29 protein-coding genes and 1 other annotated feature are annotated in these 24,296 nt (G+C 42.7%); of the genes, 26 read left to right on the top strand and 3 right to left on the bottom strand.

Annotated elements, in window-relative coordinates:
• Positions 1-130 precede the first annotated feature (130 nt).
• From FNL97_RS04440 to pheA, 23 genes are all read left to right on the top strand, one after another.
• Positions 131-598 carry a pilus assembly FimT family protein gene (locus FNL97_RS04440; RefSeq protein WP_143415118.1) on the top strand — a complete coding sequence of 156 codons (468 nt, stop codon included), beginning with the start codon at positions 131-133 and terminating at the stop codon, positions 596-598.
• Between the two features lie 10 nt (positions 599-608).
• Complete coding sequence (locus FNL97_RS04445) at positions 609-1,355, top strand: prepilin peptidase (RefSeq protein WP_143416289.1); 747 nt, start codon at positions 609-611, stop codon at positions 1,353-1,355.
• A gap of 14 nt (positions 1,356-1,369) precedes the next feature.
• On the top strand, positions 1,370-2,323 hold the full coding sequence (pilM, locus tag FNL97_RS04450; protein ID WP_143415119.1) for a type IV pilus biogenesis protein PilM: 954 nt from the start codon (positions 1,370-1,372) through the stop codon (positions 2,321-2,323).
• Complete coding sequence (locus FNL97_RS04455; protein WP_062677141.1) at positions 2,313-2,909, top strand: PilN domain-containing protein; 597 nt, start codon at positions 2,313-2,315, stop codon at positions 2,907-2,909. Before pilM ends, FNL97_RS04455 begins: the two co-directional genes overlap by 11 nt.
• Positions 2,906-3,628, top strand: coding sequence for a pilus assembly protein PilO (locus FNL97_RS04460; RefSeq protein ID WP_143415120.1), 723 nt, complete (start codon positions 2,906-2,908; stop codon positions 3,626-3,628). Before FNL97_RS04455 ends, FNL97_RS04460 begins: the two co-directional genes overlap by 4 nt.
• 199 nt (positions 3,629-3,827) lie before the next feature.
• The gene (locus tag FNL97_RS04465) at positions 3,828-4,766 is read left to right on the top strand and encodes a stage II sporulation protein B (protein WP_286173481.1); all 939 of its coding nucleotides are present in this window, start codon (positions 3,828-3,830) and stop codon (positions 4,764-4,766) included.
• Between the two features lie 115 nt (positions 4,767-4,881).
• Positions 4,882-5,442, top strand: coding sequence for a Maf family protein (locus FNL97_RS04470; RefSeq protein ID WP_062677144.1), 561 nt, complete (start codon positions 4,882-4,884; stop codon positions 5,440-5,442).
• A 47-nt stretch (positions 5,443-5,489) separates the two neighbouring features.
• Positions 5,490-6,170 (top strand): RadC family protein, encoded by a 681-nt coding sequence (radC, locus tag FNL97_RS04475; protein ID WP_143415122.1) that lies wholly within the window; start codon positions 5,490-5,492, stop codon positions 6,168-6,170.
• A 161-nt stretch (positions 6,171-6,331) separates the two neighbouring features.
• Positions 6,332-7,351 carry a rod shape-determining protein gene (locus FNL97_RS04480; protein ID WP_143415123.1) on the top strand — a complete coding sequence of 340 codons (1,020 nt, stop codon included), beginning with the start codon at positions 6,332-6,334 and terminating at the stop codon, positions 7,349-7,351.
• A gap of 21 nt (positions 7,352-7,372) precedes the next feature.
• Positions 7,373-8,239 (top strand): rod shape-determining protein MreC, encoded by an 867-nt coding sequence (mreC, locus tag FNL97_RS04485; protein ID WP_143415124.1) that lies wholly within the window; start codon positions 7,373-7,375, stop codon positions 8,237-8,239.
• Positions 8,236-8,754 (top strand): rod shape-determining protein MreD, encoded by a 519-nt coding sequence (gene mreD / locus FNL97_RS04490; protein WP_062753055.1) that lies wholly within the window; start codon positions 8,236-8,238, stop codon positions 8,752-8,754. Before mreC ends, mreD begins: the two co-directional genes overlap by 4 nt.
• Before the next feature lie 13 nt (positions 8,755-8,767).
• On the top strand, positions 8,768-9,484 hold the full coding sequence (gene minC / locus FNL97_RS04495) for a septum site-determining protein MinC (protein WP_143415125.1): 717 nt from the start codon (positions 8,768-8,770) through the stop codon (positions 9,482-9,484).
• A gap of 2 nt (positions 9,485-9,486) precedes the next feature.
• A complete protein-coding gene (minD, locus tag FNL97_RS04500) occupies positions 9,487-10,290 on the top strand; it encodes a septum site-determining protein MinD (protein ID WP_143415126.1) in 804 nt (267 codons plus the stop codon).
• Between the two features lie 101 nt (positions 10,291-10,391).
• Positions 10,392-11,153 (top strand): M23 family metallopeptidase, encoded by a 762-nt coding sequence (locus FNL97_RS04505; RefSeq protein WP_015864651.1) that lies wholly within the window; start codon positions 10,392-10,394, stop codon positions 11,151-11,153.
• A complete protein-coding gene (locus FNL97_RS04510; protein WP_062677148.1) occupies positions 11,146-12,009 on the top strand; it encodes a M50 family metallopeptidase in 864 nt (287 codons plus the stop codon). Before FNL97_RS04505 ends, FNL97_RS04510 begins: the two co-directional genes overlap by 8 nt.
• A gap of 173 nt (positions 12,010-12,182) precedes the next feature.
• Positions 12,183-12,265 (top strand) — a sequence feature (ribosomal protein L21 leader region).
• A gap of 15 nt (positions 12,266-12,280) precedes the next feature.
• The gene (rplU, locus tag FNL97_RS04515) at positions 12,281-12,589 is read left to right on the top strand and encodes a 50S ribosomal protein L21 (protein WP_015864649.1); all 309 of its coding nucleotides are present in this window, start codon (positions 12,281-12,283) and stop codon (positions 12,587-12,589) included.
• A gap of 11 nt (positions 12,590-12,600) precedes the next feature.
• Entirely contained in the window at positions 12,601-12,933 is a 333-nt protein-coding gene (locus FNL97_RS04520; RefSeq protein WP_015864648.1) for a ribosomal-processing cysteine protease Prp, read from the top strand.
• A gap of 15 nt (positions 12,934-12,948) precedes the next feature.
• Positions 12,949-13,239, top strand: a complete 291-nt coding sequence (gene rpmA, locus FNL97_RS04525; protein WP_015864647.1) for a 50S ribosomal protein L27 — start codon at positions 12,949-12,951, stop codon at positions 13,237-13,239.
• A gap of 192 nt (positions 13,240-13,431) precedes the next feature.
• The gene (locus FNL97_RS04530; RefSeq protein ID WP_143415127.1) at positions 13,432-13,971 is read left to right on the top strand and encodes a sporulation initiation phosphotransferase B; all 540 of its coding nucleotides are present in this window, start codon (positions 13,432-13,434) and stop codon (positions 13,969-13,971) included.
• A 207-nt stretch (positions 13,972-14,178) separates the two neighbouring features.
• Positions 14,179-15,426 carry an RNA-guided endonuclease InsQ/TnpB family protein gene (locus FNL97_RS04535; RefSeq protein ID WP_012749019.1) on the top strand — a complete coding sequence of 416 codons (1,248 nt, stop codon included), beginning with the start codon at positions 14,179-14,181 and terminating at the stop codon, positions 15,424-15,426.
• Between the two features lie 242 nt (positions 15,427-15,668).
• Complete coding sequence (obgE, locus tag FNL97_RS04540; RefSeq protein ID WP_143415128.1) at positions 15,669-16,955, top strand: GTPase ObgE; 1,287 nt, start codon at positions 15,669-15,671, stop codon at positions 16,953-16,955.
• Between the two features lie 29 nt (positions 16,956-16,984).
• Positions 16,985-17,428: a transcriptional regulator ThrR gene (gene thrR, locus FNL97_RS04545; RefSeq protein ID WP_015864644.1), complete on the top strand. Its 444-nt coding sequence runs from the start codon at positions 16,985-16,987 to the stop codon at positions 17,426-17,428.
• Positions 17,429-17,449: 21 nt separating this feature from the next.
• Positions 17,450-18,298: a prephenate dehydratase gene (gene pheA / locus FNL97_RS04550; protein ID WP_015864643.1), complete on the top strand. Its 849-nt coding sequence runs from the start codon at positions 17,450-17,452 to the stop codon at positions 18,296-18,298.
• Between the two features lie 63 nt (positions 18,299-18,361).
• Here pheA and FNL97_RS04555 read toward each other — a convergent pair whose 3' ends face one another.
• Genes FNL97_RS04555 through FNL97_RS04565 form a run of 3 tightly spaced genes read right to left on the bottom strand, consistent with a single transcriptional unit; the run spans position 18,362 to position 20,552 of the window.
• Entirely contained in the window at positions 18,362-18,823 is a 462-nt protein-coding gene (locus FNL97_RS04555; RefSeq protein WP_143415129.1) for an NUDIX hydrolase, read from the bottom strand.
• Positions 18,824-18,871: 48 nt separating this feature from the next.
• Complete coding sequence (locus tag FNL97_RS04560) at positions 18,872-19,411, bottom strand: transcription repressor NadR (protein WP_015864641.1); 540 nt, start codon at positions 19,409-19,411, stop codon at positions 18,872-18,874.
• Position 19,412: 1 nt separating this feature from the next.
• On the bottom strand, positions 19,413-20,552 hold the full coding sequence (locus FNL97_RS04565) for an IscS subfamily cysteine desulfurase (RefSeq protein ID WP_143415130.1): 1,140 nt from the start codon (positions 20,550-20,552) through the stop codon (positions 19,413-19,415).
• Between the two features lie 105 nt (positions 20,553-20,657).
• Between FNL97_RS04565 and nadB the strand changes: the two genes are divergently transcribed.
• From nadB to nadA, 3 genes are read left to right on the top strand one after another with little or no spacing between them, the layout of a single operon-like run.
• Positions 20,658-22,208: an L-aspartate oxidase gene (nadB, locus tag FNL97_RS04570; protein ID WP_108430392.1), complete on the top strand. Its 1,551-nt coding sequence runs from the start codon at positions 20,658-20,660 to the stop codon at positions 22,206-22,208.
• A gap of 28 nt (positions 22,209-22,236) precedes the next feature.
• A complete protein-coding gene (gene nadC / locus FNL97_RS04575) occupies positions 22,237-23,088 on the top strand; it encodes a carboxylating nicotinate-nucleotide diphosphorylase (protein ID WP_143415131.1) in 852 nt (283 codons plus the stop codon).
• Positions 23,088-24,191, top strand: coding sequence for a quinolinate synthase NadA (nadA, locus tag FNL97_RS04580; protein ID WP_143415132.1), 1,104 nt, complete (start codon positions 23,088-23,090; stop codon positions 24,189-24,191). Before nadC ends, nadA begins: the two co-directional genes overlap by 1 nt.
• Positions 24,192-24,296 lie beyond the last annotated feature (105 nt).

A 24,296-nucleotide genomic window follows, 5' to 3' on the forward strand; every position in this document is an offset into this window, starting at 1 on the left:
TAGAGGTGAGGGTCTTCTCGGCAAAAAAGATAAATTGTAAGGAATATATTCTCATAGATCTATAAATCGTGGTAAAATAGTTAGGAAAAAAGTGTGATAAACACAAAAAAATAGGGAAAGGGGTATTACGATGATGAAACGATTTTTGAAAAACGAACGAGGGCTCACATTGATTGAATTGCTTGCTGTCGTCGTCATTTTGGGGATTATCGCAGCGATTGCAATTACGGCGATCGGCGCCATTATCGACAACTCGAAAAAGGATGCGCATATCGCGAATGCGAAGCAAATGGTAAGTGCAGCTAGAATGGCGGTGACAGCGGACAGAAACACAAAAACATCATATACGATGAAAGAATTATATGATGCCGGATATCTTGAAAATATTCCAAAATCTCCTGGGAAAAAATCGAAAGAGTATGATCCAAATGAAAGTAAAGTAACTATTTCTAAAGAAGATATACAGAAAGATGGCAAAAAAATTGGTGACAAGCTAGTGTATAAAGTAACATTAGTAGATTCAGATGGAAATTTTAAGTATATTGATGGCAGTAAAGATGTTAATGAATTAGAAAGAAGCGACGTAAAACTTGAATAGTTTTAAAGACATGATGTTGGTTATATTTTTATACTCCCTCCTCCTCGGCTCGTTTTTTAACGTTGTTGGTCTTCGCGTGCCGGTGGGAGAGTCGATTGTGTTTCCTCGTTCGCATTGCCCGCGCTGTAAGCGGCAGCTTACGGCGCGGGAACTTATTCCTGTTGTGTCATACGTGTGGCAAGGCGGAAAGTGCCGGGGATGCGGGGAGCGAATTTCTTTGCTTTATCCGTTTGTTGAGCTGTCGACAGCGATTCTTTTTACGATTTCGCCGCTTTTGGTGGGATGGTCAAAAGAATTGATCGTTTGTTGGACGCTCATTTCGTTGTTGATGATTATCTTGGTTTCCGATATTCGCTACATGATGATTCCCGATAAAGTGCTGCTTGTCTTTGCGGCAATATTTCTTCTCGAGCGGCTGTTTATTCCGTTCATACCATGGCGGGATGCGCTTGTTGGCGCGGCGGCTGGCTTTTTGCTGCTTTTTTTCATTGCCGTCATCAGCAAAGGCGGCATGGGCGGCGGCGATATTAAATTGTTTGCGCTGCTTGGATTTGTGCTTGGATGGAAAACGGTGTTGCTTGCGTTCTTTTTTTCCACGTTTTATGGAACCGTAATTGGGCTTATTGGCATGGCGCTTGGCAAAGTCCGGCGCCGGGAGCCGATGCCGTTCGGTCCGGCGATCGTTCTTGGGTCATTAACGGCCTATTTTTTTGGACAAGACATCGTCGAATGGTATAAGCAAATGATTTTCTTTTGATATGAGGGGAAAACATGAATATGTTTACGCTGTTTCAGCCAAGGCATAAAGTCGCGAATTTAGTCATCAAAGATCACGTCATTCGATATGTAGAGACAAAGCCAAACGACCCATTATCCGTTCATAAATGGGGAGAGCACCATCTTCCAAATGGAATTATTCATGACGGAAAAATCATGGACCGCGAGACATTAGAAATGATTTTAGAAGAATGTGTTGATGAATGGAAATTAAAAAAACGCCGCGTTCGTTTCATTGTGCCAGATCCTTTCGTGATTATCCGCCGGCTTCCGCTTCCTGCCGATTTGGAAGAAGAGGAAATTCGCGGTTATTTGTTTATGGAATTAGGAACAACGATTCCGTTGCCGTTTGATAATCCGGTGTTTGACTACGTTGTTTTGGAAAAGACGCAGGAAGCGACCGCTGTTTTGTTATTCGCTGCTCCAGAAGATTCGGTGTTAAGTTATGCGCAGCTTTTAGAAGATGTAAAACTTCGCCCGATCGCTGCTGATGTTTCTCCACTATGCGCATATCGTCTTTTTTATATGGCCGATCAAGTGAAGAAAGACGATCATATTTTGCTTATTCAGTTTGATCAATCTTCTGTCAATGTTAGCGCGTTTGACGAACATAAGCCTGTTTTTATGCGCCATCTTTTGCTGGAGCAGTATGAAGAAATAAATATGGAGAAAGATCAACAGCTCGTTGATCCGTTTGAAGATATATATAAAGAAATGGAACGGATGATGAGCTTCTATTCCTTTTCCATCCATCAAGGAACACAGCAAATCACCCGTGTATTTCTAATGGGGGATCATCCGCGTTTGTCCCATATTTATCAAGCGTTGCAAGAACGGCTGGACGTTCCTGTAGAACAGCTTTCGGCTGCGATGGCAAGTGCAGTGGATGCGCGCTATCATCTCGCATGGGGACTTGGATTAAAAGAGGGAAATGACGATGATCGTTGAGATAAATTTACTGCCAAAAAAAGAACCGAAAAATGTTGTCTTTCTTTTTATCACAGTGATCATAACTGCGATTGTCTTGATTGCCGCGGCTGTTTTTTATGTTCTTATCGACAGAGCGGAGACGCAAATCGACTCACTAGAAAAAGAGCTGAAACAGACGCAGGCGCTTCAAGCGATCGAACAGCAGAAGCTTGCGGATATGCAATCTGTAAAAGAAATAGAAGAATTAGATAAAACAGTGCAATGGGCGAAAGATTACCCGCTTAAAATGGTGCCTCTTTTGCGCAACATGACGAAATTGCTCCCAGAACGCGGATTTATCATGAACTTTTCCTATGCTGAGGATGGAACGGTAACGGTTTCGGTGCAATTTGATACAAGCGAGCAAGCGGCCTATTATTTAAAACGGCTGTCGGACGCAAAATTTATTGCCGATGTGCAACTGAAAAGTCTTACTGCGGTGAATGCAAACGAAAAAAGCGATGAACAAGGGACAACCGAAGAACAAGTAGTACCGCGTTATCTCGCGCAATATGAAATGCATATTCGCAAACAAGCGCTAGAAGAAAAGGAGAAACCATCATGACCGTACGTTTCTCAAAACGACAGCTTTTCGTTTTTGTTCTTTTGCTTATTTTTCTTGGCGCCGCGTTTTCAGGCCTTTATTTTTATATGCTTTATCCGCGTTACCAACAAATTGAAGAGTTAAACAATACGGTGGCAAGTGAGAAAAAAATATTGGCTGCTACAAGAGCAGAGATTGCCAAACAAAAGTCCAGTTTGCCGGAAAGTGTCGTGGAGCTTCAAAAAAAGATACCGGTCAAGCCGCTTACAGAACAGCTATTACTTGATCTGGAAAAAGCAGAAGTAGTTTCAGACAGCACGATTTCTAGCATGACTTTTAATGAAGAGGAAAATGCAACAGGAGAGCAGCAAAAAACGGATGCATCATCAAAGACAGAACAATCTTCTTCTAGGCTGCCGGACGGATTAAAAAAAGTGACGGTGCAATTGACGGTGCAATCCCCGTCATACTATCAGCTTGAGCGTTTTTTACAGACGCTTGAAAATCTTAACCGCATTGTGTCGATTGAATCGCTGTCTTTTACTGGAAATCCGGAATTGACATCGGTAGATACAGAAGTGAATCCGTTAACCTATTCGGTAACGGTCAGCGCATTTTATTATCCGAAATTAGCAAAATTGCAAAATATGCTGCCGCAAATAGACGTTCCCCCTCCGAGCAAAAAGCGGAATCCACTAACAGAAATCATTCCTGAGGGGCAACCGTCGCCGCAGCAGTAATGGATGGCGAACAGCTGTGCACTTATTCGGAGCAATCGCCGGAAGTTCCTGTCGAAGCATTGTCTGTTCAGCAAATACGTGACCGATAATAGCAAAATTTGCCGAAATTATCCGAGAACAAGACGACAAATGTCTTGTTCTTTTTTTCTTTGTTTATGATAAGATAGGCGAGAAATGAAAGAATAAGGATGGTGACATAATGGACAAGCATGGGCAAGAAATTACGGTGAAAATTAACGGAAAAGAGCAGCCGTTTACTACGGATAAGCCGAAACATATAGAGAGTGTTTTGGAAAAAGAAAAGGAGGCGGAGTCAGGGGCATTTGTTTCTTTCCAACCACAAAAGAAAAAGAAACGTAAACAGCGCTCGCCAATTACTGGCGCGTTCAACGCACGGGTTAAATCTGCTATTTTTTCAATCGCGATGGCGATCATTATTGGAACATGTTTTGGATTCATCGTATTAAATGTGATTCCAAAGCAAAAAACTCATTCACCGCAAACGATGGAAACGGCGCTGCCGATTCCGATAGAGTCCAAAACTTCGACAAATCCAGCCACGAAATCTGCTAATGAGACTGCTATTTCTCCATTTACGGTCAGCGTGATTCAAGCAGGAGTATTTACGGATCGAGAAGCAGCGGCTGCCTATGCCAAAAAACTCCAATCTTCCTCCATTCCTGTTGTAGCTGTTGGAGAAAAACCAGTTGCTTTGTTTATTGGTGTTGCAAATGATAAACAACAATTGCAAGCGGTAAATGAATTGTATAAACAGAAGGCACAAAGTACATACGTAAAATCGCTATCGTTTGTAAATAACAGCGACCAACGCAAGCCAGTAATAAAAGCAGGCGAAACGTTATACGCACAAATGGCTGCTATTTCCGCTATTTTGTTGGGAAAAGGAGATGTAAACACAGATGATTGGAAAAAGCTAGAGAATGATTATCAACAATTTATATCCCAAACGGTTCCTAACGACGATCATATAAAGCAATACGTTTCTCACATGAAAAAAGCATATTATTCATTAACTGTTTATAAAACAAGTAAACAAGAGGTGATGCTGCAGAAAACGCAACAAGAATTGTTAAAAGCGCTAAAATCGTATATTGCCATTTTCCCATTGCGAAGCTAGCGGGCTTCTTTTTTTTTCGCGTTTTTTCGACTTTGAGAAATTGTGTTGAATCGCAAAATTTGGTACGATACATGTGTATCTTCCGATTTGAAACGAATGCAAAAGGGTGATATGGATGAAACAGTTGATTTTAGCCTCAAGTTCCCCTCGTCGAAAACAGCTGCTTGAATTAGCTAACCTCCGCTTTCAAATCCTCGCTAGCCACATTGATGAGCAAATTCATGAAGCCAAGTCCCCGGAACAAGCCGTACAGCTGCTTGCCTATCGTAAAGCAAAAGCTGTTGCCGATCACTATCCTCATTCGTACGTCATCGGGGCGGATACGGTCGTCGTTTATCAAGATAACATTTTAGGAAAGCCGAAAACAGAAGAAGAAGCAGCGGCCATGCTGCGCATGTTGTCAGGCAATGAACACGATGTACTAACAGGAGTAGCCATTCTTTCCCCAAACGGTCAATCATTGTTTGTGGAAAAGACAAAGGTGTTTTTTTGGGATTTAACAGAAGAAGAAATTTTCGATTACATTGCGACGGGAGAACCGATGGACAAAGCGGGAGCGTACGGTATTCAGGGACGTGCTGCTTTATTTGTCAAACGTATTGAGGGAGATTATTTTAACGTTGTCGGGCTGCCGTTGTCACGGACAGTGCGTGAGCTGAAGCGCCTTGGCTGGTAACTTTTTTCGGTTGATAAAAAGAAAAAAAGGAGTGAATATAAAATACGATGACGTTTATGATTCGCGATGTGCCAAAGGATGCCCGCCCGCGTGAACGGCTTCTTTCTTCTGGTCCGGAAAGTTTAGCTGATCACGAGCTGCTTGCCATTTTGCTTCGGACAGGAACAAAGGAAGAATCGGTATTGCAGCTTGCTCATCGCTTGCTTAAGCATTTTGAAGGACTTCGGCTGTTAAAAGATGCTACGATTGAAGAAATAACAAGCATTAAAGGAATTGGGACAACGAAGGCGGTTCAAATTTTGGCGGCAATCGAGCTCGGCAGACGAATTAGCCGCCTTAGTTACAATGGGAGATATGTGATTCGTTCCCCAGAAGACGGAGCAAAATATGTCATGGAAGATATGCGTTTTTTGTCCCAAGAACATTTTGTCGCTATTTATTTAAATACAAAAAATCAAGTGATTCATCGAAAAACAATATTTATTGGCAGTTTAAACGCCTCTATCGTTCATCCGCGTGAAGTGTTTAAAGAAGCGATTAAGCGATCGGCTGCCTCGATTATTTGTGTGCATAATCATCCCTCCGGCGATCCAACTCCAAGTCGAGAAGATATTGATGTGACGAAACGCCTTGCCGAATGCGGTCGGATTATTGGGATTGAATTGTTAGACCACCTCATTATTGGTGATCAAAAATTCGTTAGTCTGAAAGAAAAAGGATATATGTAGTAGTTCTCATTTTTTGTCGAATAAGTTATAATAACAACTATGAGTTTTTATCATGTTTTGGGCGGTGTCGTACAAAACATTGAAACAAAAACATGAGTAAATTCGACAAATTTAGCGGATCGTTATAAAAGCATTTCGTTTCAGAAAGGAAGATATAGAGTATGTTTGGATTTGGGACAAGAGACCTTGGCATCGATTTAGGAACAGCAAATACGCTCGTGTATGTAAAAGGAAAAGGAATTGTTGTTAGAGAACCATCTGTTGTTGCGTTGCAAAAAGATACGAAACAAATTGTCGCTGTCGGTAATGAAGCGAAAAATATGATTGGTCGGACTCCTGGAAATGTCGTCGCACTTCGTCCGATGAAAGACGGGGTGATCGCTGACTACGAGACAACGGCGACGATGATGAAATATTACATTAAACAAGCGACAAATAAAGGATTTTTTGCAGGAAAACCGTACGTGATGGTATGTGTACCGTATGGGATTACCGCTGTAGAAGAGCGCGCTGTCATCGATGCGACGCGTCAGGCGGGAGCTCGTGATGCCTATACGATTGAAGAGCCGTTTGCTGCAGCGATCGGTGCAAACCTTCCGGTATGGGAACCGACGGGAAGCATGGTCGTTGACATCGGCGGTGGTACGACAGAAGTTGCGGTTATTTCTCTCGGCGGCATCGTCACGAGCCAATCGATTCGCATCGCTGGTGACGAGATGGATGAGGCAATTATTCACTATATCCGCAAAACGTATAATTTAATGATTGGCGAACGGACAGCGGAGGCGATTAAAGTCGAAATCGGCTCGGCAGGAAATGCGGAAGGAATCGGAAAAATGGAAATCCGTGGCCGTGACTTATTGACAGGACTTCCGAAGACCATTGAAATTAGCGCAGAAGAAATTGCGGAAGCATTGCATGATACGGTTTATGCGATTGTTGATTCCGTAAAAAATACGTTAGAAAAGACACCGCCGGAATTAGCTGCCGATATTATGGACCGCGGCATCGTGCTTACAGGCGGCGGCGCATTATTGCGCAATCTCGATAAAGTCATCAGCAAAGAAACGGATATGCCTGTCATTGTTGCCGAAAATCCGCTCGATTGTGTAGCAATTGGAACAGGAAAAGCGTTAGATCATATCGATTTATTTAAAAACAAAGCGAGAAGCCATCGCTGACGGTAAGAGGGTGTCAACATCATGCCACAGTTCTTTTTAAACAAACGGCTCATTTTATTGCTTGTCAGTATTATTATCCTCGTGGCATTGATTGGTTTTTCCTTAAAAGATCGCAATGAACTGACATGGTCTGAGCAGTTTTTAAAAGATACAACCGGTTTTGTCCAGCTAATTTTCCATAAGCCCGCACAACTTGTTGCGGGCTTCTTTGAGAATGTGAATGATATAAGAAATACATATAAAGAAAACAAGCTGTTAAAAGAACGCCTCGAGGAATATGTGTCCTTAGAAGCTCAAGTGCAAACATTGAAAAAAGAAAATGAAAGACTTCGTGCTCTTTTAAATAAAAAAGAAAGCTTGCGTGATTTTGTTCCAATTCAGGCGACTGTTATTGGAAGAAACCCAGACCGTTGGCAAGAAACGGTCATCGTCAATAAAGGCCAGCAGCACGGTGTAAAGAAAGATATGGCGGTGATTACACCAGAAGGGCTAGTAGGAAAAGTGCAGCATGCCGCCCAATTTACTTCCACGATTCAATTGTTGAGTGCATCGGATCAAAAAAATCGAATTTCTGCATATGTACAAGGAAAGGAAAATGTCTTTGGATTAATCGAAGGATATGATGAAAAACGAAGAGCGTTGTTGTTAAAAGAAATTCCTTTTGATTCAAAAATCAAGAAAAAACAAAAAGTGTTAACATCCGGCCTTGGCGGAATTTTCCCAAAAGGCCTTGTCATTGGCGAAGTGATGGAAGTAGTGCCAGATCAATACGGGCTGACAAAAATGGTTTACGTGAAACCAGCAGCTAATTTTTATGACATTGATGACGTGATTATTGTAAAAAGAAAAATTGATGAGACATTTGAGGAGAGGGAGGAAGCAAAATGAAAAAATGGGCGCTTCCTTTCCTTGCCGTTTTATGTTTTGTTAGTGAAAGCATTTTTGTTGATTTGTGGCCAAAGAACGAGCTGTATATGCATTATTTTTTTGTACCGCGCTTTTTTCTTGTTTTTCTTGTTTTTACCACTATTTATATAGGAAAAACGCGTGCGATGGTTTACGGGTTTATTTTTGGCGTGCTTTATGATTGTGTATATACGGAATTGCTTGGGGTTTATGCATTTGCATTTACCTTAATCGCTTACATAGTATCGAAAGCGATGAAAGTGTTTTATCAACATTGGTTAATCGCTTGTTTTCTTAGTCTTCTTTCTATCACCATTCTTGAATTATATGTATATGGAATTCAACTGCTCATTGGAAGAACCGATATGCCTTTTGAAGCATTTTGTTCTGAAAGATTATGGCCAACGTTGTTGTTAAATGCCGTGTTTCTTATTTTACTTTCATACCCATTGAAACAATGGTTAGTAAAAATCAAACGTTTTGAGCGGGAAGAGTAAAAAAGGAAAATGAATGTTTTTTGTAGAATTATTCGTTGAGGTGAACGTTGTGACGAAACCAAAACAATATATAACGATTAAAGGGACGAAAGATGGACTAACGTTGCATCTCGATGACACGTGTTCCTATGATGATCTATTAAAAGAACTGGAAGAAAAACTAACGGTAAGCGAAAAGGCAGAATCGGACGGTCCGCTCGTTTCTGTTCATCTCAAAGTTGGAAATCGTTATTTAACTCCGGAACAAGAAGAAGAATTGCGCACATTAATTCGCCGCAAAAAAAATTTGGTCGTCCAATCGATTGAAAGCAATGTGATAACGAAGAAAGAAGCGCTAGAGTGGAAACGGAAAACGGAAATTGTGTCAGTTTCAAAAATTGTTCGCTCGGGTCAAGTGTTGCACGTAGAAGGAGATCTTTTATTAATTGGCGACGTCAATCCAGGAGGAACCGTTATTGCTGGCGGAAATATTTTTATTCTCGGAGCATTGCGGGGAATTGCTCATGCCGGATATTACGGAAATAAAGAAGCGGTCATCGCCGCATCCATTATGAAGCCAACACAACTGCGAATCAGCGATGTGATGAATCGGGCGCCCGATTACAAAACGGATGAGCGGAATGAAATGGAATGCGCATATATCGATGATCATAATCAAATTGTTGTGGATCGCTTGCAGCTGCTTATGCATTTGAGGCCGAACTTGACGCGGTTAGAAGGGAGAGTGTAACAGTGGGAGAAGCTATCGTCATTACATCAGGCAAGGGTGGCGTCGGAAAAACGACAACAACTGCAAACGTTGGAACAGCGCTGGCCATACTTGGAAAGCGAGTTTGTCTTGTGGATACAGATATCGGGTTGCGTAACCTCGATGTTGTAATGGGGTTAGAAAACCGCATTATTTATGACCTGGTTGACGTTGTGGAAGGCCGTTGCACCGTGCAAAAAGCGTTAGTAAAAGATAAACGATTTGATGATCATCTCTATTTATTGCCTGCCGCGCAAACAAGCGATAAATCCGCGGTCACTCCAGAGCAGATGAAACAGTTGGTGGATGAGTTAAAGCAAGACTATGATTATGTGTTAATCGATTGCCCGGCAGGTATTGAGCGAGGTTATAGAAATGCCGTGGCGGGAGCGGATGAAGCAATTGTTGTAACAACGCCGGAAGTATCGGCAGTGCGTGATGCTGACCGGATTATTGGTTTACTAGAAAACGAGGAACATATAAAGCCACCAAGGCTTATCATTAACCGCATTCGCAGCCATATGGTAAAAAACGGAGACATGCTTGATGTCGATGAAATCGTCATGCACTTATCCATTGATTTATTAGGAATTATTGCCGATGATGAAAACGTCATCAAAGCTTCCAATAAAGGGGAGCCAATCGTTCTTGATCCGAACAGCAAAGCATCGATTGCGTATCGTAATATTGCGCGAAGAATTCTCGGGGAGTCAGTCCCGCTGCAGCCGCTGGAAGATGAGCAAAAAGGAATTTTCTCGAAAATTAAAAAATTATTTGGCGTACGTTAATCCCTGCTGATCAAAATAGCAGGGATTTTTTATTTATCATATCTTCCAAGGTTGTCTAATAAACTAGTACAAACTATGTTTGGAAGGGATGGTGAGGAATAATGAATCGACGCGCTCAAGAAATCCGTAAGCGAATTGAAAAACGGAGAAAAGAAAGGCAGCATTTTGGGACATCACATCAGGAATTGTGGGCGATCACAGATGAAGAACGATACGGTCAGCCAGTAGTGACGTATGATCGCTATCCATTTGATGAAGAGAAACATCCAATCTTTAACAAAGAAACGTTTATTTTGAAAATGCTTCTTTCCGCCTGTCTTGTTTTAGTAACAGCCATTTTATTTAAAAATCCATCTGATTCGTTAGAACCAGCCCGTCAGTTTGTGAAAAATACGATGGAGAAAGAATTTCAATTTGCTGCCGTTTCAAAATGGTATGAAAAGCAGTTCGGCGAGCCGCTTGCGCTAATTCCTACAGAAAAACAAACAAAAACAATGCCAAAACAATATGCCGTTCCTGCATCAGGACGAGTTCTGGAAAGTTTTAAGAAAAACGGTCAAGGGGTTATGGTAGAGACAGCTAGCAATGCGAAAGTGGAAGCGGTGAATGAAGGAATCGTTATATTTGCTGGCACCAAGGAGAAGCTTGGGAAAACCGTAATCATTCAACATGCAGATGGAAGCGAGTCATGGTATGGCAACTTAGGTACGATTGCCGTAAAACTGTACGATTTTGTAGAAACGGGCAAGGAAGTCGGAACAGCGATGACGAACAGCCATGATCAAACAAAGGCGGTATTTTATTTTGCCATTAAACAAGGAGATCATTTTATTGATCCGATTCAGGTGATTTCCTTTGAGTAAGTATGTCGCATTGTTTACAAAAATTCATATACATCCGCTATTATGGCTGTTTGGTGGTATTGCGGTGATCACCGCGCATTTTAAGCAATTGTTTCTTTTATTTCTTATCGTGTTGATTCATGAGCTTGGACACGCTGTTGCTGCTGCTTTTTTTTCATGGCGCATCAAACAAATTTTACTGCTTCCGTTTGGGGGGGTAGCCGAAGTAGAGGAACACGGAAATCGTCCGTTTCATGAAGAACTTATTGTAACGCTAGCTGGACCAGTGCAACACCTTTGGCTGATGGGTATTGCGTTTTTTTTATGGAAAGCGGGTGTTATGACGGACGAAGGATGGAGTTTATTTGCTCATTACAATGTCGCGCTTCTTTTTATTAATCTACTGCCTATTTGGCCGTTGGATGGGGGAAAGCTGCTATTCCTTGCATTGACCCGCTACTTTCCTTTTAGTGAAGCGCATAAAAAAATGATCATTCTGTCATTTGTAGCACTTATGTTGTTTTTCAGCAGTGTTCTATTGTTGCAGCCGCAGCAATTTGATTTGTGGATCATGATGATATTTCTCTTTATTTCGTTATGGAAAGAGTGGAGACATCGCCATTATGTGATGATGCGGTTTTTACTCGAGCGCTATTACGGAAAACGAGGAAGCTATGCGAAATTACGGACTATTCATGTTTCTGAGGAAGAGACGATTATTCAAGTGCTGCAAAACTTTTACCGTGGCCAGAAACATTCTATTGTTGTTACAAAGCGCAATCATGAGCGAGTAACATTAGATGAAAATGAGTTGCTTCATGTATTTTTTTCTGAAAAACAATCAAACGAGAAACTGGGAAATCTTGTTTATATATGAATGAATTTGATGAACCTCTCCCACCTCCATTCCTTTAGAGGTGGGAGATTTCATGGGAAAAATGTTAAATGTATTGACAGTTCTAGTTGTATTATGGTACTATTTCACGTGTTGTAGACAATTTTGTACCGTTCGCGAAAACGGACAAAAGACGGTGCAACGTATTTTTAGCACCCGTACTACAACCGCTCAGCGCGGGTTTATAAAGCGTTCGGCATCCCGAACCGCCTTGTCGCTGGCGAGTCTGAGTCTATATAGGGAGGTGCAATTCATGTACGCAATTATCGAAACTGGCGGTAAACAAATTAAAGTAGAAGAAGGACAAGAAATCTACATCGAAAAAATCGACGCCCAAGAAGGCGAAACGGTAACGTTTGACAAAGTATTATTCGTAGGCGGCGAAACAGTAAAAATCGGCAACCCTACAGTAGAAGGTGCAACGGTAACGGCGAAAGTACAAAAACACGGCCGTCAAAAGAAAATTATCGTTTTCAAATATAAGGCGAAAAAGAACTATCGTCGCAAACAAGGCCACCGTCAGCCTTACACAAAAGTAGTAATTGAAAAAATTAATGCATAAAGGCATTTGGGATGATTAAAGTAGAAATTGAGCGCACAAAGGAAGGCAAAATTCGCGCATTTACGATAAAAGGACATGCGAATTTTGCAAACCATGGGCAAGATATCGTTTGTGCTGGAGCATCTGCAGTGTCGTTTGGCGCGGTCAATTCGATCATCGCGTTAACGAACGTTCAACCGCATATTACACAAGGAGAAAATGGCGGCTATCTCCGCTGCGAGCTTCCTGTTATTGAAAATGAAGCAACGGCAGAGAAAGTTCAGCTTCTCCTTGAAGCGATGCTCGTTTCTTTACAAACGATAGAACGTGATTACGGAGAATATATTCGCGTTATTCAACGATAGCGGGAGGTGACATAGATGCTAAGACTAGATCTCCAATTTTTCGCATCGAAAAAAGGGGTAGGTTCGACAAAAAACGGACGTGACTCCATTGCGAAACGCCTTGGCGCAAAACGCGCTGACGGCCAATTCGTCACTGGCGGTTCGATTCTTTACCGTCAACGCGGTACGAAAATCCATCCAGGATTGAACGTTGGCCGCGGCGGCGATGATACGCTTTATGCGAAAATTGACGGCATCGTTCGTTTCGAACGTCTCGGCCGTGACCGCAAAAGAGTAAGCGTATATCCTGTTAGCAAAGAAGCATAAGCAAATGAGAAGGAAACTCTAACCTTGTCTTGGTTAGAGTTTTCTTTTTGTTTTTTCAGAAAAGCGTGAAAAAGCATTCACGTTTCTTGTAGAAAAATGCTATAGTAAAGATAAATGGACGATCGATCAAGTTGCGTGATTGATGAATAGAACGCTACGGATGGAAAAACAGTGGAGGATAGTGGAACACGAATGGAAAAGCAATGGAGAATAGTGGATGTATTGCGTCATTCCCGCCACGACTGGCTGAATAAAATTCAGCTTATTAAAGGGAATTTGACGCTAAATAAAATAGAGCGAGTTTACGAAATTATTGATGAAATTATTGGCGAGATGCAGCAGGAAACGAAGCTTACCAATTTAAAAGCGGTACAATTTGCGGAATGGATGATGACTTATAATTGGCAAACACGGTTTATTTCATTAGAATATGAAGTGCTTGGGGATGAATGTGATTTATCCTCTTATGACGAAGATTTAACAACATGGAGCAGCAATTTTTTGAATTTAATGGAACAACAAGCGGATACGCATGACGAAAATCATATGAGCATTTCCATTGAAGTGTTAAGCGAGGAAGTAAAGTTGTTTTTTGATTACAGCGGAACGATAAAAGATAAGGATATCATTGTTCAATGGCTTCGTGAGCATCGACAGCAAGCGGCGATCCATCTCGAATCTTTTGATATACATAATAATGAGATGACCGTACTTATAAAAATTATCCTTTGACGGCATTCGTGATGGAACAGGTGGCCGCGGTTTACTGAATAGATATAATAAAAGCTACTTATTTTTATCTTAATTAGGCGAGAAGACTCCCACTTCAACGAAGCGAAGCGGAGTAAGTGGGAGATGAATCGCCTTAACTATATTTTGCTGAAAATAGGATAGATTCAGTAAAATATAGTATCATATAGTTAGATGGGAGGTGAAAAAATGTATTTTTGTATCAAACAACAGCTAAATGGTTTGACCAAAGAAGAATACTTGACTCTTCGAGAACTGTGCCATATTGCCAAGAACATGTACAACGTCGGATTGTACAATGTCAGACAATACTATTTTGAACACAAGGAATTTCTTAATTATGAGAAAAACTATCATCTTGCCAAAACGAACGAAAACTATAAGCTGTTAAACAGCAACATGGCACAGCAAATTTTAAAAAAGGTTAATGAGGCTTTTAAATCTTTCTTTGGCTTAGTAAAACTAGCCAAACAAGGCAAATATGACTACAAGGCTATCAGTATCCCAAAATATCTTAAAAAAGATGGCTTTCATTCACTAATCATTGGTCAAATTCGTATAGACGGCAACAAATTTACGATACCGTATTCTCGCCTATTTAAAAAGACTCACAAGCCTATCACGATAACGATTCCGCCTGTGTTACTGGACAAAAAGATTAAGCAGATTGAAATCATTCCTAAACATCATGCCAGGTTCTTTGAGATTCAGTACAAATATGAAATGCCTGAAGATCAAAGAGAATTAAATGACCAAAAAGCACTGGCGATTGATTTAGGAGTGAATAATCTTGCCACTTGTGTCACATCAGACGGCAGATCGTTTATCATTGATGGGCGGAGATTAAAAAGTATTAATCAATGGTTTAACAAAGAAAATGCCAGACTTCAAAGCATAAAAGATAAGCAAAAAATCAAAGGTACAACCCGTAAACAAGCTTTGCTTGCTATGAATCGCAATAATAAAGTGAATGATTATATCAACAAGACTTGCCGTTACATCATAAACTACTGTATTGAAAATCAAATTGGCAAACTTGTCATTGGCTATGCGGAAACATTGCAGCGCAATATGAATCTAGGAAAAAAGACAAATCAAAACTTTGTCAATATTCCTCTCGGTAATATAAAAGAAAAACTAGAGTATCTTTGTAAATTTTACGGCATTAAATTCTTCAAACAGGAAGAGTCATATACGTCTAAAGCCAGCTTTTTTGACGGGGATGAGATTCCTGAATATAATGCCGACAATCCAAAAGAATATAAGTTCAGTGGCAAACGTATTAAGCGAGGTTTGTATCGAACAAAGTCCGGCAAACTAATCAATGCTGATGTAAATGGTGCATTAAACATCTTAAAGAAAAGTAAAGCTGTAGACCTGAGTGTCTTATGCTCTAGCGGCGAAGTGGACACGCCTCAAAGAATAAGGATTGCTTGAAGCAGTCAAACTTCTTTGGAAGCCCCCACTTCAAATTTTCGCTAGAAAATTAAGTGGGGGTAGTTCACTAGTGGATGGATGCAACATTTTTACTGAGAGCATCAAGCGTTTGCTTGCCGACCTTGTGCACTATTTTACATGAACAGAAACGATCGTGTTCCTATATAAGACACTATTATTTCTGGTTTTTGTGCAAAATAATAAACAGTCATGGCATCAAGAATAGATCGGAGGAAAACAAGATGTTTGTCGACCAAGTGAAAATTTACGTAAAAGGTGGCGACGGCGGCAACGGAATGGTTGCGTTTCGCCGTGAAAAATATGTTCCAAAAGGCGGACCTGCCGGCGGTGATGGCGGAAAAGGCGGAGACGTTGTCTTCGTTGTTGACGAAGGATTAAGGACGCTCATGGATTTTCGTTATCAGCGTCATTTTAAGGCGCCAAGAGGCGAAAATGGCATGTCGAAAAATCAGCACGGAAAAAACGGTGAAGATTTGATCGTCAAAGTACCGCCGGGGACGGTTGTCATCGATGCGGACACCAATCAAGTATTAGCGGATTTAACAGAAAACGGTCAACGATTTGTCGTCGCAAAAGGCGGACGCGGCGGACGAGGAAATACACGTTTTGCCACGCCGGCAAACCCTGCTCCGGAAATCGCGGAAAACGGGGAGCCGGGAGAAGAACGCAATGTCATTCTCGAATTAAAACTGCTCGCTGATGTCGGCTTAGTCGGTTTTCCGAGTGTTGGAAAATCAACGCTTCTGTCCGTCGTTTCTGCGGCGAAGCCAAAAATTGCCGAATATCATTTCACTACGCTTGTTCCTAATTTAGGCGTGGTCGAAACGGATGATGGCAGAAGCTTTGTCATGGCCGATTTGCCTGGGCTGATTGAAGGCGCCCATCAAGGCGTCGGATTAGGCCATCAATTTTTGCGCCATATCGAACGGACGCGCGTCATCGTCCATGTCATTGATATGGCGGCGACAGAAGGGCGGGATCCGTACGAAGATTACCTAGTGATCAACGAGGAGTTAAAACAATACAATTTGCGGTTAACGGAACGCCCGCAAATTATCGCTGCCAATAAAATGGATATGCCGAATGCCGAAGAAAATTTGCAAAAGTTTAGAGAAAAAATCGGGGACGATGTGCCGATCTTTCCGATTTCCGCGGTGACTAAACAAGGGGTGCGCGAACTGCTATTTGCAATCGCCGACCTTTTAGAAACGACGCCGGAATTCCCGCTTCACGAAGTGGAAGAGCCAGCGGTGCAGCGCGTCGTCTACAAGTATGAAAAAGAGGAGCCGCCATTTACGATTACAAGAGGCAGTGATGGAGCGTTTATTCTATCTGGAGAAAAAGTCGAAAAGTTATTTAAAATGACTGATTTTTCAAGAGAGGAATCCGTTCGCCGTTTCGCCCGACAGTTGCGGGCAATGGGGGTCGATGATGCGCTGCGTGAGCGCGGTGCGAAAGATGGAGACATTGTAAGGATTTTGGATTATGAATTTGAGTTTGTTGATTAACGCTTAAAGGGGCAGGGGAGGGAGGCACGATGGATAAAAAATTTTACTTAGTTCGTGAAGACGTATTGCCAGAAGCGATGCGAAAAGTGCTTTTAGCAAAAGAATTGCTAGAGCGAAAAAAAGTTGATTCTGTCGCGGAAGCAGTGCGGTTAGTGGATGTCAGCCGGAGCATATTTTATAAGTATCGTGACGCGGTATTTCCGTTTCAAGCGGTAGTGAAAGAAAGTATTGTTACATTATTTTTTCATTTAGAAGACCGCTCCGGCACCCTTTCCCAACTGCTTAGCGTTGTTGCGGCAGCAGGCTGCAACGTGCTGACGATTCATCAGACGATTCCGCTTCAAGGTCGTGCAAATGTTACTCTATCTATTAGCACAAACGAGATGAAAGAAGATATTGAGGAGCTGCTTGCGAAGTTGCGGCGGCTTGAATTTATCGAAAAAGTTGAAATTGTTGGCTCGGGAGCGTATTAAAGTAAGGGAGAGGCAATTAAAATGAAAATTGGTTATTTAGGGCCAAAAGCAACATTTACCGATTTAGCGGTAACAACGATGTTTCCTCGCGCAGAAAAAATTCCATACCATACCATTCCAGAATGCATTGATGCGGTAAGCAATGAAGAGATTGATGCTGGGGTAGTACCGCTTGAAAATGCGTTAGAAGGCTCGGTTAATTTAACGCTCGATTATTTAATTCATGAACAATTGCTTCCAATCGTTGGGGAAATTATCGCACCCATTCAACAGCATTTAATGGTCCACCCATACCATGCGCATCATTGGACGGAAGTGAAAGAAATTTATTCCCACTCACATGCGATTGCGCAATGTCACAAATTTTTGCACGCTAATTTAAAAAAAGCAAAGCACGTATATATGACATCGACAAGCGCAGCTGCGAAATTCGTCAGCGAACGTCCGCACCTTCCGATTGCGGCGATTGCCAACCGGCTGGCGGCCGAAGAATATGGGCTTACGATCGTGCAAGAAAATATTCACGATTATGATTATAATCATACCCGTTTTATTATCGTCCGCAAGCAAAACGAACCGCTGAAAATCGATTCGCCGCTGTATGCTGGGGATAAAACGACATTGATGGTGATGCTTCCGAAAGATCAGCCCGGCGCTCTTCACCAAGTGCTTTCCGCGTTTGCGTGGCGCAAATTAAACTTGACGAAAATCGAATCCCGCCCTGCGAAAACGGGATTAGGAAACTACTTTTTTATCATCGATATTGACCAAAAGATGGATGAAGTGTTAATTCCAGGTGCGATCGCTGAACTTGAAGCGCTCGATTGCACCGTGCAAGTATTAGGGAGTTATCCGTATTATATTATATAAACCTCTCTCCCTATATTTTCGCTTAGCGGAGGAGGCTGTGATAAAAAATAAGCCGTCCCTAACCTATAGCGGCGGGGATGGCTTTATATGTTTCTCTATGACGCGGCAATGGCTTTGGATCATTTGTTCTGGAAGCTCGTTAATTGGAAAAAACCTCACATCTAATGATTCCTCAGGATTTGCGCGGATTTCTCCGGAAAATTCATTCGTTTCATACACGATTGTAACGGCATAAAATTCATCTCCATTAGGAACTTTCACGTACGTGTCTGGTCCGGAAAGGACATCGAGGAGCCGGCAGCTTCCGATGGTGAGTCCTGTTTCTTCCCATACTTCCCGTCTTGCTGTTTCCTCGGCCGATTCCCCAAGCTCCATTAATCCGCCCGGGAGCCCCCAATATCCTTTAGGTTGTCTGCGCTTTTGCAGCAATACTTCGTTTTTTTCATTTTTGATGATCGCCAGTGCGCCAACTAAAATGACGGGGCGATGGCCGATAAGGGCGCGCAGTTCTTCAATGTAACCCATACCATTCTTCCTTTCAGTTGTTTCGAAATTATTGTAAGGGGCGAATCTCTACGACTCAATGAGAAACCCGGCTTTTTGGAGAGCATGACAGGCAGCGTCGAGCTTGGCGGTCGAATCCGCTTCAATCGTATGAAGATGAGTGCCATCTGTCAGCTGCAGCAAATACGATGCCTTCGTTTCTTCAATTTTTTGAATGAATTGATCGACTTCCAGCCGATTGCTGACCATCACGGAAGCGGTTAAATCCCCATATACGGGATGCTCGATTTTCACATCTTTGACAGTGACGCCGTGGTCAACGAGAATATATAATTCTTCTTTTGTTTGTTCAGGCGTATGAAAGCACGCGATGGTGCGCGTATATGTTTGTGCTGGAATGTTTGGCGGCAAGTATAAATATCCTTGGCTCGTGGCGATAATCGGTTCATTGCGCGCTTTTAATAGTGAAATATCTTGCACGATTACTTGGCGGCTGACGTTTGTTTTTGCGGCGAGCTCGGCGCCGGTGATCGGCCTTTTGCTTTCTTTTAGCCACTGCAAAATGAGCTGGCGCCGCTTTTCCCCGAGAATTTTTTTCTCTTCTTTCAATTTATTCAAACTCCTTTCTGTGCTGACTGATTCGCTCAAGGGAAGACACAAGTTGGTCAATGTCTTTTTCCATCGTCCATTTCCCGAATGAAACACGTATAAACTGTTTTGCTTCCTCTACAGATTTTCCAACTGCCAACATCGTCCGCGAAGGAGCTTGTTTTCCAATTTGACACGCACTTCCAGTGGAAATGGCGATGTTATCACGGTTGCATTCCAACATGACATATTGCCCTTCAATTCCATGAACGCAAAGCCCGATAATATGTGGCAGGCGAACGTTAGGATGCCCCTCTGCCGTAACAGGCAAGCCTTTTTCACGAATAAGCGCCAGCAAGTAACGGCGCAGCTGCTCGAAACGAGTTTGTTCGGCATCTATATTTTCGCAAATGTGCTGTGCCGCGGTGATAAAAGAAGCGATTCCAGGCACATTGACTGTTCCCGGGCGAAATCCGTATTCATGGGTGGCGTTAGGAAAGCATGGCTGCCAGTTGATGCGCGGGTCAATATATACCGCACCGACCCCTTTTGGTCCATAAATTTTATGGGCAGAAATCGAAAGGCTGTCCATAAACATCTTTTTCACATCAATTCGTATTTTACCAAAAGTTTGGACACAATCGCTATGAAAGATTACCCCATGACGCCGAAGCAGCCGTCCAATTTCGGCAATTGGCTGTATTGTTCCGATTTCTGAATTAGCGTGTTGAATGGAGGCGAGAATCGTTTTTGGTGTAATCGCCCGTTTTAAATCGCCGATATCAATTTGTCCAAAACGGTTAACCGGTAAATAAGTGACCTCAAATCCTTCTTTTTCTAATTGTTGGAATAGATGATAAAGGGAAGCGTGTTCAATCTCGGTTGTTATGAGATGATTTCCGCGGTGGCGATGCGCGTTAATAAGCGAACGAATAGCAAGAATATTGGATTCTGTTCCCCCGCTTGTAAAATAAATACCCCGTTCCTCGCCGCCAATAAGCGTCGCAAGTTCTTTTCGGCAAATGGTTAACAGTCGTTCGGCATTGCTTCCAATATCGTGTAAACTGCTTGCATTTCCAAAGTAAGCGTCAGCTGCTTCTACATAGGCATTTAGCGCTTCTTTGCTCATCGGTGTTGTAGCGGCATAGTCAAGATAAATCATCAAAATCATTCCTTTTGTTCACAAAATGTTAACAAAACTCTTGTCATTAGTTTAAATATATGTAAATATAGGTGTCAAGACAGTATGAAATTAGGAGGCAATTTTATGCCAGAAAATGGAGTTATTATCATCGGAAGCGGCATTGCGGCGTTAACCACTGCCTATTATTTGCATGAACATAAAAATGTGACGATTTTCACAAAAACAAAAAAAGAAGAAAGCAATTCATGGCTGGCACAAGGTGGTGTCGCTGCGTCCGTTTCACAGGAGGATGATTGGCGTTGTCATTTTGATGATACGATGACTGCTGGCTGTCATCATAATGACGAAAAGGCGGTTGAACTGCTCGTTCGTGAGGGGCCAAAACGAATTCGCGAATTAATAAATGCAGGATTATCATTCGATGTCAATCAGGATGGCATCCTACATCTTGGACAGGAAGGGGCGCATAGTAAACGGCGGATTTTGCATGCAGGAGGAGACCAAACAGGGAGAACCATCGTCTCGTTTTTGTTAGAAAAGTTAATGGGACGCGTGACGATCGTGGAGGGCGAGTATGTCATCGAACTGCTTGTTGAAAATGGCCGCTGCGTCGGAATTAAGACGAAAAATCAATTAGGAGAGATTTCGTGCTATTATGCAAGCGCCGTCGTGCTCGCAGCGGGAGGATGCGCGGGGATGTATGCTTTTTCTTCGAATGCTTCAACGGTTACAGGGGATGGGATTGCATTAGCTTATCGCGCCGGCGCGGTTATTGCCGACGTCGAATTTATCCAATTCCATCCGACGATGTTGTTTGTCGATGGGAAAGCGGTTGGCTTAATTTCAGAAGCAGTACGTGGCGAAGGTGCGGTGTTAGTGACAGAAGACGGGCGGAGAATGATGGAACATGTCCATCCACTAAAAGACTTGGCTCCCCGCGATATTGTAGCCCGTGCTATTCATGACGAAATGAGCAAGGGACATCGTGTCTATTTAGATATTTCAGCGATTCCGAGTTACCGCGAACGATTTCCGACGATGGCAAATCTATGCGCGGAACATGGTATTGATATGGAAACAGGCAGGCTTCCGATTGTGCCAGGCGCTCATTTTTTGATGGGCGGCGTTTTGGTTAATGATTGCGGACAGACTTCCATACAAGAGTTATATGCCGTCGGAGAGGTGGCATGTACAGGTGTTCACGGGGCAAATCGGTTGGCGAGCAATTCGCTGCTGGAGGGAATTGTGTTCGGAGCGCGCGCTGCAGAGGCGATCCGAAGAGAAACAGCGCCGCCGACACCATTACGTAAAAAAACAAATAATATACACAGTATCAAAAGGGGCGTGAACGATTTACCAGAAATACCAACCATTCAAACCATCATGTCAATATATGCGGGCATCGTTCGTCATGAACAAGGCCTGCAACGTGCAAAACAGTGGTTTGAACAATTTCCGTTGTCTGACTTTGCGAATGGTTCGCTTGATGATTTTTCCATCGAGGAAATTACGGTTATTCATATGCTGTTAACCGGCTGGCTTATAACAACATCGGCGCTAGAGCGTACAGAAAGCCGGGGCGGGCATTATCGCACCGATTATCCGTTTGAGAGAGAACAATGGAGACAACGGCGTATTCGGCGGACAAAAAAAGAGCTGACCGTAACGGTATAACAATTTGCTGGAAGAGCGGAGGGACACGATGAATACACTCAAATTGCAACAGCTATTGCAGCAATTTTTCATTGAAGATATTGGTGAACACGATATTACGAGCGAAATGATTTTTCCAGAGAATGAATGGGCGACAGGAACGTTTACGGCGAAGGAAAATGGGGTGTTAGCGGGGACAGATATTATTACTATAGGATATCGTCTATTGCATCCAGGCATCGATGTAACGCTTTATAAACGTGATGGCGAACAAGTAAAAAAAGAGGAGACGATTGCCGTTGTATCTGGGCCGGTTATTCCGCTATTGACAGGGGAGCGCGTTATATTAAATTTGCTGCAGCGAATGAGCGGCATCGCTACGTTAACACATCAAGCGGTAATGATACTAAACAGCAGTCATACGCGCATTTGTGACACGCGAAAAACAACGCCGGGCTTACGGATGTTAGAAAAGTACGCCGTTGTATGCGGAGGAGGATATAATCATCGTTTTGGTTTGTACGACGGTGTCATGATTAAAGATAATCATATCGCTTTTTGCGGTTCGATTACGAAAGCGGTACGGGCGGTGCGCGCAAAGCTTGGTCATATGGTCAAAATCGAAGTGGAAACAGAAACGAAAGAGCAAGTGTTAGAAGCAGTGGAGGCGGGGGCTGATGTCATTATGTTTGATAATCGTACTCCAGAGGAAGTGCGCGAGTTTGTCTCGCTAGTGCCAAAGCCGATTGTCACCGAGGCGTCTGGCGGGATTACATTAGAAAACCTCGCTGCGTACGGAACAACTGGCGTAGATTATATTTCGCTCGGTATGTTGACACATTCTGCTAAAGCGCTAGATATTAGTTTTCATTTGCAAGGATGGAATAGGGGGAGAAAATAATGAACGTGCTAGAAATAATGAAGCGGCTTGACGATATGCCGGAAAGTTATAAAACGATGAGCATGGAAGAGATGGAAGTACGTGTTCGGGCAATAAAAGAGCGATTTGGAAAAAGATTGTTTATCCCGGGACATCATTATCAAAAAGACGAAGTGATTCAATTTGCCGATGCGACAGGCGATTCGCTGCAGCTTGCGCAAGTAGCGGCGCAAAATAGTGAAGCGGAATACATTGTATTTTGTGGTGTACATTTTATGGCAGAAACGGCAGACATTTTAACGGGTGACCATCAAAAAGTCATTTTGCCGGATATGCGGGCCGGATGCTCGATGGCTGATATGGCGGACATTACACAAGTGGAGCGAGCGTGGCCGATATTGCAAGAGCTGTTTGGTGACACGATTTTGCCGTTAACATACGTGAATTCGACGGCGGCGATTAAAGCGTTCGTTGGACGCCGCGGCGGCGCGACCGTTACTTCCTCGAACGCGAAAAAGATGGTCGAATGGGCGTTTACGCAAAAAGAGAGAATTTTCTTTTTGCCAGATCAGCATTTAGGCAGAAATACAGCCTATGAGCTTGGAATTTCGTTAGACGAGATGGCGGTATGGGATCCGCATACGGATCGTTTAGAATACAAAGGCGATATAAAGAAAGTAAAAGTGATTCTTTGGAAAGGACATTGTTCCGTTCACGAAAACTTTACTGTCCGTCATATTGAATATATTCGTCGGACAAAGCCGGATATGAACATTATCGTTCATCCGGAGTGCAGCTGGGATGTTGTACAGCAAGCCGACTATGCTGGTTCCACGAAATACATTATTGAAACGATCCGAAACGCTCCTTCCGGAAGCAAATGGGCGATTGGCACGGAAATGAATTTGGTGAACCGCCTGATGCACGAACATCCAGATAAAGAAATTATTTCGCTAAATCCGTATATGTGCCCATGTCTCACGATGAACCGCATTGACTTGCCACATTTACTATGGGCGCTTGAATCGCTTGAAAGAGGGGAAATTGTTAACCAAATTACCGTTCCCCCGCTAATTGCAAAAGATGCGGCGCAGGCGCTTGCGCGGATGCTGGCGCTGGCGTAAAGGAAAAAGTGAACTAATCATCCTGTCAGACAGTGATATTCCGCTGGGCAGGATGATTTTTTTATCATAAAACAACGGCTTTTATCATAAATTGTGTTGAAGGAT

Origin of the sequence: Geobacillus sp. E263 (assembly GCF_007197795.1) — a bacterium.
Classification (GTDB): Bacteria; Bacillota; Bacilli; order Bacillales; family Anoxybacillaceae; genus Parageobacillus_B; species Parageobacillus_B toebii.

Bases quoted from the DNA above. Each gene is read 5' to 3' on its own strand.
- FNL97_RS04440 (WP_143415118.1), top strand. From the start codon at position 131: ATGATGAAACGATTTTTGAAAAACGAACGAGGGCTCACATTGATTGAA.
- FNL97_RS04445 (WP_143416289.1), top strand. From the start codon at position 609: ATGATGTTGGTTATATTTTTATACTCCCTCCTCCTCGGCTCGTTTTTT.
- pilM (WP_143415119.1), top strand. From the start codon at position 1,370: ATGAATATGTTTACGCTGTTTCAGCCAAGGCATAAAGTCGCGAATTTA.
- FNL97_RS04455 (WP_062677141.1), top strand. From the start codon at position 2,313: ATGATCGTTGAGATAAATTTACTGCCAAAAAAAGAACCGAAAAATGTT.
- FNL97_RS04460 (WP_143415120.1), top strand. From the start codon at position 2,906: ATGACCGTACGTTTCTCAAAACGACAGCTTTTCGTTTTTGTTCTTTTG.
- FNL97_RS04465 (WP_286173481.1), top strand. From the start codon at position 3,828: ATGGACAAGCATGGGCAAGAAATTACGGTGAAAATTAACGGAAAAGAG.
- FNL97_RS04470 (WP_062677144.1), top strand. From the start codon at position 4,882: ATGAAACAGTTGATTTTAGCCTCAAGTTCCCCTCGTCGAAAACAGCTG.
- radC (WP_143415122.1), top strand. From the start codon at position 5,490: ATGACGTTTATGATTCGCGATGTGCCAAAGGATGCCCGCCCGCGTGAA.
- FNL97_RS04480 (WP_143415123.1), top strand. From the start codon at position 6,332: ATGTTTGGATTTGGGACAAGAGACCTTGGCATCGATTTAGGAACAGCA.
- mreC (WP_143415124.1), top strand. From the start codon at position 7,373: ATGCCACAGTTCTTTTTAAACAAACGGCTCATTTTATTGCTTGTCAGT.
- mreD (WP_062753055.1), top strand. From the start codon at position 8,236: ATGAAAAAATGGGCGCTTCCTTTCCTTGCCGTTTTATGTTTTGTTAGT.
- minC (WP_143415125.1), top strand. From the start codon at position 8,768: ATGTTTTTTGTAGAATTATTCGTTGAGGTGAACGTTGTGACGAAACCA.
- FNL97_RS04505 (WP_015864651.1), top strand. From the start codon at position 10,392: ATGAATCGACGCGCTCAAGAAATCCGTAAGCGAATTGAAAAACGGAGA.
- rplU (WP_015864649.1), top strand. From the start codon at position 12,281: ATGTACGCAATTATCGAAACTGGCGGTAAACAAATTAAAGTAGAAGAA.
- FNL97_RS04520 (WP_015864648.1), top strand. From the start codon at position 12,601: ATGATTAAAGTAGAAATTGAGCGCACAAAGGAAGGCAAAATTCGCGCA.
- rpmA (WP_015864647.1), top strand. From the start codon at position 12,949: ATGCTAAGACTAGATCTCCAATTTTTCGCATCGAAAAAAGGGGTAGGT.
- FNL97_RS04530 (WP_143415127.1), top strand. From the start codon at position 13,432: ATGGAAAAGCAATGGAGAATAGTGGATGTATTGCGTCATTCCCGCCAC.
- FNL97_RS04535 (WP_012749019.1), top strand. From the start codon at position 14,179: ATGTATTTTTGTATCAAACAACAGCTAAATGGTTTGACCAAAGAAGAA.
- obgE (WP_143415128.1), top strand. From the start codon at position 15,669: ATGTTTGTCGACCAAGTGAAAATTTACGTAAAAGGTGGCGACGGCGGC.
- thrR (WP_015864644.1), top strand. From the start codon at position 16,985: ATGGATAAAAAATTTTACTTAGTTCGTGAAGACGTATTGCCAGAAGCG.
- pheA (WP_015864643.1), top strand. From the start codon at position 17,450: ATGAAAATTGGTTATTTAGGGCCAAAAGCAACATTTACCGATTTAGCG.
- FNL97_RS04555 (WP_143415129.1), bottom strand. From the start codon at position 18,823: ATGGGTTACATTGAAGAACTGCGCGCCCTTATCGGCCATCGCCCCGTC.
- FNL97_RS04565 (WP_143415130.1), bottom strand. From the start codon at position 20,552: ATGATTTATCTTGACTATGCCGCTACAACACCGATGAGCAAAGAAGCG.
- nadB (WP_108430392.1), top strand. From the start codon at position 20,658: ATGCCAGAAAATGGAGTTATTATCATCGGAAGCGGCATTGCGGCGTTA.
- nadC (WP_143415131.1), top strand. From the start codon at position 22,237: ATGAATACACTCAAATTGCAACAGCTATTGCAGCAATTTTTCATTGAA.
- nadA (WP_143415132.1), top strand. From the start codon at position 23,088: ATGAACGTGCTAGAAATAATGAAGCGGCTTGACGATATGCCGGAAAGT.